General features: G+C 42.3%; 8 protein-coding genes. 7 read left to right on the top strand and 1 reads right to left on the bottom strand.

Features of this window, described 5'->3' with window-relative positions; all coding sequences use genetic code 11:
• Nucleotides 1–22 precede the first annotated feature (22 nt).
• The 4 genes from QX565_RS10895 (at nucleotide 23) to QX565_RS10880 (ending at nucleotide 9,442) form a co-directional block, all read left to right on the top strand.
• Nucleotides 23–1,879, top strand: a complete 1,857-nt coding sequence (locus tag QX565_RS10895) for a SusD/RagB family nutrient-binding outer membrane lipoprotein (protein ID WP_289292770.1) — start codon at nucleotides 23–25, stop codon at nucleotides 1,877–1,879.
• Between the two features lie 31 nt (nucleotides 1,880–1,910).
• Nucleotides 1,911–5,705, top strand: a complete 3,795-nt coding sequence (locus QX565_RS10890; protein WP_289292769.1) for an endo-beta-N-acetylglucosaminidase — start codon at nucleotides 1,911–1,913, stop codon at nucleotides 5,703–5,705.
• Nucleotides 5,706–5,784: 79 nt separating this feature from the next.
• Nucleotides 5,785–6,834 carry a hypothetical protein gene (locus QX565_RS10885; RefSeq protein ID WP_289292768.1) on the top strand — a complete coding sequence of 350 codons (1,050 nt, stop codon included), beginning with the start codon at nucleotides 5,785–5,787 and terminating at the stop codon, nucleotides 6,832–6,834.
• Between the two features lie 310 nt (nucleotides 6,835–7,144).
• Nucleotides 7,145–9,442, top strand: coding sequence for a LamG-like jellyroll fold domain-containing protein (locus QX565_RS10880; RefSeq protein WP_289292767.1), 2,298 nt, complete (start codon nucleotides 7,145–7,147; stop codon nucleotides 9,440–9,442).
• Nucleotides 9,443–10,109: 667 nt separating this feature from the next.
• Here the strand turns inward: QX565_RS10880 and QX565_RS10875 are convergent.
• A complete protein-coding gene (locus QX565_RS10875; protein WP_002559109.1) occupies nucleotides 10,110–11,087 on the bottom strand; it encodes an ROK family protein in 978 nt (325 codons plus the stop codon).
• Between the two features lie 176 nt (nucleotides 11,088–11,263).
• On the opposite strand from QX565_RS10875, the gene QX565_RS10870 reads away from it, so the two are divergent.
• The 3 genes from QX565_RS10870 (at nucleotide 11,264) to QX565_RS10860 (ending at nucleotide 14,770) form a co-directional block, all read left to right on the top strand.
• Nucleotides 11,264–11,980 (top strand): ABC transporter ATP-binding protein, encoded by a 717-nt coding sequence (locus QX565_RS10870; RefSeq protein WP_221650310.1) that lies wholly within the window; start codon nucleotides 11,264–11,266, stop codon nucleotides 11,978–11,980.
• A 132-nt stretch (nucleotides 11,981–12,112) separates the two neighbouring features.
• Entirely contained in the window at nucleotides 12,113–13,372 is a 1,260-nt protein-coding gene (locus tag QX565_RS10865; protein WP_289292766.1) for an ABC transporter permease, read from the top strand.
• A gap of 153 nt (nucleotides 13,373–13,525) precedes the next feature.
• Nucleotides 13,526–14,770, top strand: a complete 1,245-nt coding sequence (locus tag QX565_RS10860) for an ABC transporter permease (RefSeq protein ID WP_289292765.1) — start codon at nucleotides 13,526–13,528, stop codon at nucleotides 14,768–14,770.
• The last annotated feature ends 28 nt before the right edge of the window (nucleotides 14,771–14,798 follow it).

Genomic DNA, 14,798 nt, shown 5'->3' with positions numbered 1-14,798 from the left:
ACCTCTTCAAATTATTAGAGATATGATGAAAAACAAGAAATCTATATTATTCTCTTTCCTCTTAACGATGACATTAACAGCATGTTATGACTCATTGTTAGACTATGACGGAAATGCCTCAATCATCAACAGAGAAGACGGTACTTCTTCGAGTACAGGAATCTTAGCCAATGCAGAGCTTGCTTCCGAATTTCTCCGGACAGCACAGATGAGGGTTCTTGACTCACGAGAGCACAAATATCAGTATCAACGTAGCTTTATCAGTGATGACTATGCTGGTTATATGTCTGTTCCTCATAGTTTTGACGGACGCTTGAAATCGTCTCTATCTTTCTATGCGGATTTTGCCAGTGGTCCTACCGCAAATATGCAATGGGTAGCCCAGCAGGTTGTACCGGTAATGCGTTCTTCCGATACCCTTAAAATAGCTCCTTTAGGTGCATTTGCATCTATACTATTTTCTGATGAAGCGGTTCAGTATACCAATGTACACGGACCGATGCCGCTGAAAGATTACAAAGAACTGAAAGAAGACCATCCGCTGACTTACGAAAAACAAAGCGAAGTATACTCTCAGATATTCCGTGATCTGATTAAAGCCGATTCCATACTGGAAGTTTATCAGGAAGCCCCTACCAACAATATTGACGCTCTTATCGAGAAAACGGATATGGTGACCGAACAAACCTCTGCCAGTGCTATTGTCAAAATGTGGCGGAAATATGCTAATTCCCTCATTCTGCGTATGGCCATGACTACTGTTAATGTGGAAGGATATACCTGTATGGTCAACGGAGTCCCCAAAACGGCCCGCCAACTGGGAGAAGAAGCTGTTCAGCGTGGAGTTCTGGAAGCTGGTGATAAAACGATCGGATTGATTTGCGGAAGCGGAACAGATGTTGGATATCATCCTTTGTACAAGATAGCTAATAGCTGGGTAGACTCTCGCCTCAACGCAAGTTACCACAATATCTTAGTACGAACCCAGCACCCGATTCTCGAATTCTGGTTCGCTAAAAATGGCGGAGATATAAAAAATCAAGAGCAAAAAACATTGAAAAAAGAAACTGAATATGTCAGTATTCGTTCAGGAATCACATTGGATGTAGCCGGTGTTACCTCACAAAACTATCAATACTACTCCAAATTCAACCTGAATTTTGCAGGCGAGAAACTGGCATTATTCAAAACGGAAGAAGCGCTCTTCCTACGTGCAGAAGGTGCTCTGCGAGGTTGGAGTATGGGAGGTTCGGCACAATCATTCTATGAAGCCGGAATCAAAGAATTCTTCGATAAACACTCTATGTCGGGCAGATATGATGAATATATGGCCTGGAGAGGCATGGGAGATCAGACGGTCTCTTCCACCCTGAAAAACGAAGCTATTTATCGTGACTGGTATGATGCAGACAATAATCTGCCATTATGGTCAGGGTACTATCAGCTCAACAATGCATGGTACTTCCCTGCTAACGCTGACAACAATCCCTATTACCATAATCCGGATGAGGATAAAGAACAGGCATTGCAGAAAATCATTACCCAGAAGTGGATTACGCTGTTCCCAATGTCACTGGTTGCCTGGACCGACTATCGCCGTACCGGATATCCGTTGCTCATCCCTGCCTGTCCTTATGCTTACGGATACTCTGACGGCTCATTGGAAGAACCGCGTTTTAACTGGATAACAGGAGAAATCTTAACCGAAGGAGTTACTGTCCGGAGAATACCTTACAATTCCAGTGATTCGGAAATTGTAGAAGAAGTAGAACTCACCGCAAAAGAAGCGCTCAACTCTGAGACAACCGGTATCAGTATGGACGATTGGCAGGGAACACGCCTGTGGTGGGATGTAGCAAACAGAAAAAAATTACAATAAATCTTTATTAATTCACTAAATCCTAATAGTTATGATGAAATTCAGAAACCTATTTGCATCGATTGGCCTATTGGCATCTATCGGTACGATGGCTCAGAGTATTCCAACACACGACATGTACGTGGACTTCGGAATAACAGACAAGAACAAGATGATTGAAGCTCTTGACAAATGGACACCCGGCAGTTCTTTCAGTGACGATCCGGCATATATGGATGATAATTTCTTTATCTCACGTGTTCCCTTGAAAGAACGTTTCTGGAACAATGAAACAAAAGCTAATAAAGATCTTACAGATGCAAATAACAAAAATCTTTGCTGGTGGGCTCCTATCGGTGAAATGACCAAAAAGTGGGGGCCACTTCCCCGTTACAATTTTGAAGCAGACAACTTCAATATGTGGCAATACATCAACATCCATGGTAACTGGTCTAACTCCTGGTTCCGTGTACCGGGTGCATTCAATGACGTAGCTCACAAAAATGGTGTGAAAACAGGATGCCTCTATTTCATAGACTGGGCTGCTTCGGTAACCGAAAGCAGTGAGGCCGGAAAGTTCCTCGGACAACTTTGCGCCAAAGACGGAAGCGGTAACTTTAAATATGCCCGCAAACTGATCCAGTTCCTGAAATATTATGGTATAGATGGTATCGGCATCAACCCCGAAGGATATTGGTCTTCTACACTGAACGAAAACTTCTCTTCTTTCCTGGCAGAGTGTCATAAAGTAGCGAGAGAAGAAAACTGGCCGTTCCACGTAGACTGGTACGCTTTCGTTTCCAATTCCGGTGGTCTTTCAGATAACGGATGTAGCCTTGGAATCGGTGAAAACGATAAATGGTTCCAGAAAAACGGAGAACCTGTTACAGATGTATTCTTCCTGAACTATAACTGGGGAGAAAACCAACTGATAAAATCAGCAGAAGCAGCCAAAACATTGGGCCGTAGTACTTTCGATGTATATGCAGGTTTCGACCAGCAAGGACGTGGTTACGGTTTAAGATGGTCAGCATTGATGAGACAACCTGTTTCAGTAGTAGTATGGGGAGCACACGACCGTAGCCAGTTGTATGCCAGCTCTACAGAAGGAGGTACTTCCGACTTAGCCATTCAGAAAGAGTATCAGACCAAACAGGAACTGCTGTTTACCGGTGGTACACGTAATGTTCTGAATACCCCGCCTGTAACTGATGCACAAGTAACAGCCAACTTAAGCCAATTAAAAAACTGGCACGGATATTCTAAAGCTGTTATTGAAGAGAGTGCGCTGACAGAAACTCCTTTCTTTACACGTTTCAACTTAGGTAACGGTATGTTCTTCAAGAAAGACGGAGTAACTACCTTCGATCATAAATGGTACAACATCGGTATACAAGACATGCTGCCAACCTGGCGCTGGTGGATTGACAATGGTGACGGCCAGACAGTTCCTACCGATGCTATTCAGTGTGATTTCACTTTTGACGATGCATGGTTCGCAGGTTCCTGCCTGAAAATACATGGTGCTACTGCACATTCTGATATCCGTTTGTTCCGTACAAAATTCAATGTAGTATCCGGAGAGGATAAATTCTCCCTAACATTCAAAGTCAACAGCGGAACTGATCCTAAAATGAAATTGATGGTATCCAAAGAAGGCCATGCCAATACGTTTGCTTATTATACTATTCCGGCAGAAGGTATCGCACAAGGCGAATGGACAACCATCACTGTCAACGCATCCGAATTAGATTTACAAGCCAATGATGTTATCGGATGTATCGGATTATCTGTAGCCGGTACTGATAGCAATTATGAAACACTGTTGGGTGAACTCTCATTCGTTCCTTCAGACTTTAACAAAACACCGGTACGTCCGACTATCGCCGCAACGAAAGTAATGAAACGCGTATATAACCGTGCAGATTTCAAAATTACATTTAACTCTGCATTCACCGGTGACAGAAAACCAGAATATGAAGGATGCCCGATCTACAATGAAGAAGTAAACACTTCTTATTTCGAGATTTACGTGAAACAAAAAGATGTTACTCCATTCGTAGTGACTACTACCACTTCATGGGCTGCCTATGTTGTAGATGCTCCACTTAAAAACACAACAGATCCGACTTTCCAGGTTGGTGTACGTGCTATCGGTCTGGATGGTAAAAAGGCTTCGCCAATTGTATGGAGTGATGCTCTTGAAAGTGATCTTGCAATTATTGAAACCATCAATATCGACAAGGATATCATCAAACCGGGAGAAGAATTCACTATCGGATTTGAAGATCCTAATCATGCCGTATCTAAGTTCCAGATATACAATTCACTGACAGGAGCAGAAGTTAGCTCCAATGATGTGGCCGCCTTATCTTTCACAACTTCACTACCCGAAGAAGGTACCTATGATGTTAAAGTAACCAGTGAAGGCAAAGAGAATATGACCCGTGGCTTGCTCCTTATCTCTAAAGAAGAAACAGGACGGTTACCGGAAGTAACTAATATCCTTGCAGACAATACTGAACCCAAAGCCGATACTCCGGTGAAACTCACGGCAGAGATCAACGAAGGTGTAACCTACAATGATGCCGACTGTAATGTATCACAAGCACTTTATATGAAAGAGCCTTACCAATTGACCGTAAACAGTGGTGTACTCAGCAATTATCAAACGACATCATTCGGACTGTGGTTCAAGGTTGAGAAGTTTGAGCATGCATCTTTAGGTACTCTTTTGATGACCAAAGTGAACAGAAACTATTCTGGTACATGGACAGAACAGGTATGGGGTGAGATGTGGACAGCCATCCGTCCTTTTGACTACAGCAAATATGCAAATGCAGAAAATGAACTGTCTGTATCTGTAGATGCTCCTCCTGCAGGTACTGCTAACTATGAGCACAATGCTGAAGTAGATGGTATTACGACAGGATATTCACTGACTCCGGGAGTTTGGTATCATGTTTGTGTGGTTAAGAATGGTAAAAATGTGAAGATGTATCTGAATGGCAAGAAGGTGTTGGATGTAACATCCAGAGGTAGAGGTCCAAAAGACTGGCAAGGTGCTAACTTCTATGTAGGCGGCAACATGACCAACCTCGCCAGCTTCACCGGATGGGTAGACGAAGTACAGATCTGGGACAAGGCTCTTACTGATGCCGAAGTACAGCAGTCAATGAAGGGATATAGAATTGCTCCTACCGGTCTACAGGGATACTTCACTTTTGAAGAGACTCAGACCGATGACGATGGTAATACATATTTCCCCAATAAGGGTAAGAACTCCACACTGGTGAAAGGTGCTTATATGACAATCAGTTCTGTAGTCGATAAGAAAACAATCGATACTCCGCAGAATCAGTTATCTACCGCATTGGGTGTTCCGTCAATCACCGGTGTAAGAAAAGTTACTTTTGAATCAGCCAAATGGATTTTAGAGGGTGCATCTTTCACTCAGGATAGCAACACATCTGCTACGGCTTCTTATGCTAAAGAGGGTGAATTCCCGGTTAGTCTGACACTGACCAATTCCTGGGGAACTACAACCAAAACGATCAACGACTATATTGTAGTAAAAGGTGGTGTAGGTATCAAAAACGAGGTAGTAGAAGATCTGAGCATTTATCCGAATCCGTTCATGGAATATGCCAATATCATGTTCTCACAGGAAGGTAAGTATGACGTAAGAGTATGCGATACACAAGGTAAACTGATTACAGCCAAACAATATCATGCTGACAACAATGAGGTTTGCAAATTGAGTTTCGATGCTCCGAAGGGTGTGTACTATGTGATAATTTCAAGAGACGGTAAATGTGTCCGTTCATTCAAAGTAATAAAAGAATAATACCACCGATGTAACAGAAAGGGTGTGTCGTAACCCACACACCCTCTCCTTTCATTTTTTGAATCTGAAAATAACGAATATGAAACATCTTACATTAAGATTACTGTTCTACTTGGCACTCCCGTTGTTATGGGGTTGTAGTGACGACGACAACAGCCTTTCAGGACCGTCCACCAACGGTAGTCTGATAGAATTTAATCCTACGGAAAACTACAAAGGTAGTTATGAGGTTCCTATTCAGGAATCCGGAGCCTTGCTGTTTATCAAAGTAGACGGTGTACAGCAAAGTGACGAATTCATTGTACGCAAAGCCGAAAATAACGAAGATTTGTACCTGGACTGGGGATATAAATATGCAGGAATTATCGGAGACGAATTAGGATATTACCAACGTACCTACCGTTCAGACACCATTATGGTGGGGCTCGGATTCAAAGATAACTGGACAGTAGGAGAATACGACCTGCTGTTGGTACGTGGTGATACTTACCAGAAACTGGATCGGTTTAAATTCTGCGTACTCAAAGATATCACAGTAGATCTGTCTCAGAAAGCAGCAGGTGTCATTAGAGTAGCAGCAGATGGCTGGCTCGATATTGCCACTTACGGTTCTATTGATTCACTGGAGTTTGTCAACAAAGCCACGGGTGAGATCATAGAAAGTATAGCCTCTACGTATAAAGCCGATGATGCAGAAGAATATCTGCCTATCAAGTTCTCGTATGAGAAATACCCGACAGGAGAATATGAAATGTACATCAAACGCTGGGATTACGGTTTCCGCCAGAAGATATGCGAATTTGATCTCTTCCAGTATGCATTTGTAAACTCCGATCCGATTGTGAAGGCAGAAGACGGAAATTACTATATACAATTCTACGTTTCTGATTTCGACGAAACGCGGGATACATATGCTATAGTAGATATCCCCGATCAGTCTTATTATTATGATGATGGTAAACTATCTAAGGCAAACTGGGATCCGGAAACGATGATTTACCGACTTAAACTCGACGATGCCAACTGGTTTGGTCGTAAGAAAGACGGTATTTCGTTCACAATGCAGCTAAGCATAAAAGGATTAGATATTACTGTGACCGGTCATAACAAACTACAGTTAAGCGAGTAATACTTTATTACAGACGCAAGGACACACAATTTGCAGAGAAAAATCCCCTACACTTCTGCAAAATGTGATGTCCTTGTTTTTTTTACACTTTCCACTAGGGAGACTTCCGGCTCATCTGCTTTAAAGATATAGGGGACGAAAACGTCGTCTGGTTTGTATAATCTATAAATTTAAAAGTATGATGAAAAACAATCGCATTCAATCCTCCATCCGGGATCCGGCAATTCTTTCCGTCTCAACGCGAAGTACACCATCCGGCAGTTTCGCAAACCATTCAACAGAATAAAAAAATCAAATACATATTATTACTATGAATAAAAATACTCTTTTCACATTATTAGTTCTCTTATTAACTTCATTTATCAGCGTAAATGCAAGTGAGAATAAAGCAATAGATATCCCGGCTGCTGTATGGCAGAGTAATAAATTAACTGCATATCGTCTTGAAGTTCTCGACAACTTGCTTGGCGAACGCGGTACCACCGACGAGCGCATAGGTAAATCTTTCACAATAGCAGCATGGGTTAATCTCAGAGCACTGCCTGCAGGAGGTATGTCTTATATCATGGGACATGGTGCCCAGGGACATTTCAACCAAAATGGAAGTCTGATACTTATGGCCAACAAAGATGGAGACTTCTATGTAAAAGGTAATAAAAAAGAATATTCATTAACCGAAAAAGTAAATGTTGGTGAGTGGATCTACCTCACTGTTGCCTACGATTATGACAATAACAGTATCACAGCCTACAAAAACGGAGAAATACTTGGAGCTACCGTTGAATTAGGAGATAGTAAACTGGAAATATTCGCAGATGATCCATGTATCTTCTATGTAGGCGGAAGTCTGTACGATGGTTTCTGTGATGAATTTCAGTTCTATAATAAAGCACTGACACAAGAAGAAGCCGCCCAGGCCATGATTGATGCCTCTACCGTAAACAGTATCACCGCACTCTACAATCTGAATGAGGAAGTAGACGGCACTACCGGAGCATTTGCCAATCAGATAGAGGGAGACAAAGCGAATATCAACGCAGTATACAATAAAATATCCGGTACAACAAAATGGCAAGGAGAGGGAGAATTCCCATATACTACCAGTACTCCCACATCTCCTACTCTGGTAGACGGACGTGCTTTCGCCATAACTCTGGAGCAACCTGCTACCGGCGGTTCTTTCGAGATCCGGAAAGACGGAGCGGCCATTACTTCCGGCGATAAATTTGAGAATGGCACTGTACTGAGCATTGTAGCAACTCCCGATGCTGGTTATCAGGTAAGTTCTATCCTGGTGAACGGTATGGCTATCGAAGGCACAGAGTTTACTGTATCAGTAACAACAAACGTTACTATTGAATTCACCGAAGCGGAAGTTGAATATTGTACTCCTACTTTCTCAAAAGGGCGCGAAGTGGGACACATCACATCGGCAACTACTACCGGAGCTGTCGCCAATCTGAATTACACAGACACAGGTACCGGAAATTATGATAACTACAACAAAATCGTAGACCGCTCTATGGCAGTCAGAACCGGACAAACGATTGAAGTAACTGTGCAGGCACAAAACGGCCGCTGGGGAGTTGAACGTATTTTCGTTGACTTGAATGGAGACGGCCAGTTCGGTGTCGACGAAATGATTATCAAATACGGAGATACAAGCAACAGTAATAATAATCTGAATAATGTTGTTGCAAGTTTCACTATACCGGAAGATTTCTCTGCAAAGAAAACATTGATGCGTGTACTCTTCACCGACGGTGATACTCAAGGTGGAGACAATGCATGTGGTACATATGTAGACGGTGGATTCTACGACTTTGAGATGCGCATAGTAGATGCAGCCTACGCAGTTACTTATGCCAATGCAACCCCGGATCTGGGTGCAATCAATGTAAAAGCAGGAGAAAACGCTATCAGTAGCGGTGACGAAATAGAAGCAGGCACCGAACTGACAATTGAAGTGGCTCCTAACGAAAATGTAAAGATTGCTTCTTTCACTATCAACGACGAAAACCGGTTGAGTGATTTGAAAAACAATACACTAAAGATTACTGCTACCAATTCTATTGATATCAAAGTATCATTCAAGAGCACGCAGTATACATTCAACATGGTAAATGTTACTCCGAACTCAGGTTCAGTAGCTGCCAAAAATTATGATACCCAGGCAGAAATTTCTGATGGAGATAAAATCAATGAAGGCGATTTCATCACCATCACCCTCACCCCTAACAAAGGAGAGAAAGTGATTGGTCTGAAAAACAATGAAGAGGCTGTCGACCTGAATAATGAAGTAGATGATTATGGCAACTATATGGAGTATTCATTCGAGGCGAAAGGGGATGTCAGCATCGAAGCTACATTCAGCAAACTGGTAGGAATCACATCTGCCAATGCCGACCTCACTGCTTACTATGACGCAGCAAGCCAAACATTGAATATCGGAGACAATGCAACAGCCGTTATTTATGATCTGGCAGGGAATGCAGTTATGAACGTTAGCGAAAAACAAAAGAAGCTGGCTGGTCTGAATAGCGGATGCTACATTGTTAAAGTAGAAGCATCCAATATAACAAAAGCATTTAAGGTAATAAAGAGGTAAATAGGTTTAAACCGGGAGTTCCCGGAGTTCAATTGAAGTAGAGAATGTATATTAACACTGTACATTTTCTACTTCTTTTTTTTAATGGCTAAACGATATATGTCAATATCCAATAAACTGTGTTATATTGATATGCCTCCCGTATCAATAGTATTTGTAATCATTCATAAATAAACCACCACTATATCTAACTCGCATTTCGTTAACATCGTTAATACGTTTTTTTAACGTTTAAAATTCACTTTACCAAAGTGTACAATTAAGCAGCACAAGAATGTACAAATTAGCAGGACAAAAGTGTACAATTAACACTCACTATAATGTACACTTTTGTCAGCCTTTAAATTCGAAAGCTTTATTCATTATCAACCAGTCAATTACATTAAAAGCAAAGACTCACATTTTATCTTTTGTTTCCTTTTATAAAAGTCTTGTTATTACTTTTTCGACAACTATATATTGACCTAATAAATCATTGGGATGTCTGTTCCTTTCTGATTTCCTAAAAAATAACGGAGGGGAACAAAACCTAATTATCTCTCGGTTCATTCTATATTCCACAGGAGTTTTCCGAATAAATCCATGTGCAGAAACCAGAAGCCCCGAATGAACAACTGGTTCATCCGGGGCTTCATTACCTTTATAAATAATTAATGGGACACGCTTATTACATATCTTTCAGTTCCCAAGCCAATGCACTGGCACCCAATACAGCAGCATCAGAATCTTTCAGTTCGGAAACCAACAATTTGGTTTTTCCTTTATAGATATTAAGCAGGTTATCTTCCATGGCTTTGTGGATCGGCTTCATAATGTAATCACCCGATTTTGCCAGACCACCAAACAATACAATCGCTTCCGGACTGGAGAACGCTATGAAATCTGCCAGTGCTTCACCAAGCAAAGTACCCGTGAATTCAAAAATTTCCTGTGCCAGTTTATCACCTTGCACTGCTGCATCATATACATCCTTAGAAGTAATGTTTTCAGCAGAAATATTACGCAAAAGGCTTGCATCTGTACGGGCAGCCAACAATTCACGTGCTGTACGAGCCACACCTGTAGCCGAACAGTAAGTCTCCAGACAGCCTTTACGACCACAACCGCACATACGTCCTGTACCACGACGAACAATCACATGGCCCAGTTCACCGGCAAAGCCGTCATGACCATAAACCATCTGTCCGTTGATTACGATACCGCTACCTACACCTGTTCCCAACGTAATCATGATAAAATCTTTCATACCACGGGCAGCACCATATGTCATTTCGCCTACAGCTGCTGCATTCGCATCATTGGTTAATGCAGTAGGAATGCCAAGACGTTCTTCAAACATTGCAGCCAGAGGGATAATGCCCTTCCACGGCAAGTTTGGAGCAAACTCAATTGTTCCGCTATAATAATTTCCATTAGGAGCACCGATACCGATACCTTTTATTTTTTCAACCCCGCCCTGTGAGATGATAAGTGGAAGAAGGTTTTTGCACACTTCGTCTACATACTCTTCTACTGTAGAATAGGCCTGAGTTTTCACCGAGCCACTTGCTATAATAGTTCCACGTGCGTCTACAATACCAAAGACAGAGTTTGTTCCGCCTATGTCAATACCCACTACATAGGGCTTTTCCATGTTTGAATTCATGATAGTTCGTTTAAAAGGGTTAGCTTATTAAATATTTATTGCACACAAATTACGTAAAGAAGATTGATTCGGCAAAATGTTTTTGAAAAAAAGTTCACTCTGTTTGCAACTTTTCGTATCTTACGTGCGTCTAATAGATGAAATTATAAGAAAATAAAAACTAAACAAAGGAAATTGTGATATACCTTAAAGACATTAACAAGACCTACTACAACGGAGCACCTCTCCATGTACTCAAAGGTATCAACCTCGATATCAAACGGGGTGAGTTTGTATCCATCATGGGGGCATCGGGCTCTGGAAAATCCACCTTACTAAATATACTGGGCATTCTGGACAATTATGATACCGGCGAATATTACCTGAACAATGTATTGATAAAGAACCTCAGCGAAACGAAAGCTGCAGAATACAGAAACCGGATGATCGGGTTTATTTTCCAATCTTTCAATCTGATTTCTTTTAAAAATGCAGTGGAAAATGTAGCCCTCCCGTTATTCTACCAGGGAGTGGGACGTAAAAAACGGAACGCTTTAGCACTGGAATATCTCGACAAACTGGGACTGAAAGACTGGGCACATCACATGCCAAACGAAATGAGCGGTGGGCAAAAACAACGTGTGGCAATAGCACGGGCACTAATCACCCAGCCACAGATAATCCTTGCCGATGAACCCACCGGAGCATTGGATAGTAAGACTTCCGTTGAAGTGATGCAAATCCTGAAAGACCTTCACAAAACAGGAATGACTATCGTAGTAGTGACCCACGAAAGCGGTGTGGCCAACCAGACCGACAAAATAATCCATATCAAAGACGGAATTATCGAAAAGATTGAGGAGAATCTAGACCACGATGCATCGCCTTTCGGACAACACGGAATAATGAAGTAAAGATATTTACGATTGGACGATTGACAATTTACGATTGAAAAATCTTTGTAAATCATAAAGCCAAGGGACAGTCGTAAATACAAAAGTAATTTCAATCGTCTAATTGTAAATCGTTAAATCGTAAATAAAATCATGTTTGACATTTGGCAAGAAATATACGGTACCATCAAGCGGAATAAACTTCGTACCTTCCTCACCGGATTTGCTGTGGCATGGGGAATTTTTATGCTTATCGTGCTGTTAGGAGCAGGCAACGGATTAATACATGCCTTTGAGCAATCGTCTTCGGAAAGGGCGCTGAATTCCATAAAAATATATCCGGGGTGGACAACCAAATCATACGAAGGACTGAAAGAGGGACGAAATATCCGGCTGGACAACAAAGACCTGGATGTGACAAAACAACAATTTCAGGAAAACGTAATCAGCGTCGGTGCAACTCTGTATCAGAGTAGTGCCAACCTCAGCTTTGGCAAAGAGTATGTCAATCTGAGTCTTACAGGTGTATTTCCCAACTTCCCGGAAGTGGAAACTGTAAAACTGTCCGAAGGAAGGTTTATCAACGAAATGGATATACAACAACGCAGAAAAGTTGTTGTTCTTAACGTCAAGACAGCCGATATACTCTTCGGGAAAACCCATATAAACCCCATCGGGCAAAATGTGAAGACCGGAGGTATCGTCTATCAGGTGATAGGACTATACAAAGATCAGGGAGACAATAGCTCAAGCGATGCCTATATCCCTTTTACTACCCTTCAGATTATTTATAATAAAGGTGATAAACTAAACAACATTGTGTTTACCACCAAAAATCTGAAATCAATAGAAGACAACGAAGCCTTTGAAACACAATACCGTAAAGTGCTAGGAGCAAATCACCGCTTTGATCCCACAGATAACAGTGCTATCTGGATATGGAATCGATTTACCAATTATCTGCGGAACATGGGTGCAATGAATATGCTTCGGATTGCCATCTGGGTAATAGGTATCTTTACGCTGCTAAGTGGCATTGTGGGGGTATCAAACATTATGCTGATTACCGTAAAAGAACGTACCCACGAATTCGGCATCCGCAAGGCCTTAGGAGCCAAACCGGGATCTATCTTATGGCTTATCATCGTAGAGAGTATCGCTATAACAACTTTCTTCGGATACATAGGTATGGTAGCGGGCATTGCCGTAACAGAATGGATGAACAGTGCTTTCGGAAACCAGCAAATGGACAACGGCATGTGGTCGGAGACAGTATTCTCCAACCCGACGGTGGACCTAAACATTGCCATACAAGCAACTCTGACGCTGGTAGTTGCAGGAACACTGGCAGGATTTTTCCCCGCACGCAAAGCGGTTAGTATCAGCCCGATTGAGGCACTGAGAGCGGATTAATAATATTTACGATGGACGATTTACAATTTAAGATTAAAAGATCTTCGTAACTTAACGGAAATCCGAGATAAACAAATGAGGCATGAGGGAAACAGAATATTCTTTTGTCGTTTAGCTCATACCAAATAATATAGCACTTAGTAAATAATAAAGATGCGAATAGACATGGACACGTGTGAGGAAATCCTCATCACGATAACAAGAAACAAAACCCGAAGCCTGCTTACGGCATTCGGTGTATTCTGGGGTATTTTCATGCTTGTGGCACTCATTGGTGGCGGACAGGGTATGCAAAATGCAATGCAAGTACAATTTGAGGGGTTTGCTACCAACTCGGGATTTGCCTGGCCCCAACGTACAGGTGAGGCTTACAAAGGATTTAGTAAAGGCCGTTGGTGGAGTATGAACATCGATGATATTGAACGGATACGTGAAAATGTAGAAGGCATCGAGCTTATTACTCCTTCCATTGCCCGCTGGGGGGCTAAATCCGTGCACGAGGACAAAAAGTTCGACTGTATCGTAAAAGGTCTGCACCCCGAATATGAAAATATCGAAGCACAGGATATCGCACTCGGACGATTTATAAACGATGTGGATATCCGTGAGGCACGCAAAGTGTGCGTCATCGGAAAGCGTGTATACGAAAGCCTGTTCACCCCGGGAACTGACCCGCTGGGGAAATACATACGTGTAGACGGAATTTACTACCGTGTCATCGGCATGTCGGCAGCAGAAGGAAATATCAATATTCAAGGACAGTCGTCAGAATCGGTTATACTACCCTTCACCACCATGCAACGGGCCTATAATCTGGGACGTAACATAGAGCTGGCCTGCTTTACAGTGAAACCCGGACTGAAAGTGACCGATATACAACCGGAAGTAGAACGTATCATTAAAGAAGCACACTTCATATCGCCGGACGACAAACAAGCAATCATGGTACTGAACACAGAAGCCATGTTTTCAATGATGGACAACTTGTTCACGGGAATACGCATTCTTATCTGGATGGTGGGACTGGGTACACTGCTGGCAGGAGCAATCGGGGTATCGAATATTATGATGGTGACTGTCCGCGAACGTACAACCGAAATTGGAATTCGCCGTGCCATTGGTGCACGCCCCAAAGATATTCTCCAGCAGATTCTCTCCGAAAGCATGGTACTGACCACTGTAGCCGGAATGATGGGAATTTCATTTGCCGTGCTGGTGCTTCAGGTTATGGATCTGACGATTACCAGTGACAGCGGAAGGTCTTTCGGCTTTCAGGTGACATTCGGCTTAGCCGTAGGTACTTGCCTACTACTTGTCACGCTGGGCATGCTGGCAGGACTGGCACCTGCTTACCGGGCAATGGCTATAAAACCGATAGAGGCTATCAGGGACGAATAACAGATACGTGGGCCAAAGAAAAGTGAAA

This window comes from Bacteroides sp. 41_26, from assembly GCF_949740115.1.
GTDB classification, from domain to species: Bacteria; Bacteroidota; Bacteroidia; order Bacteroidales; family Bacteroidaceae; genus Bacteroides; species Bacteroides nordii.
This window is presented reverse-complemented; position numbering and strand designations above follow the sequence as displayed.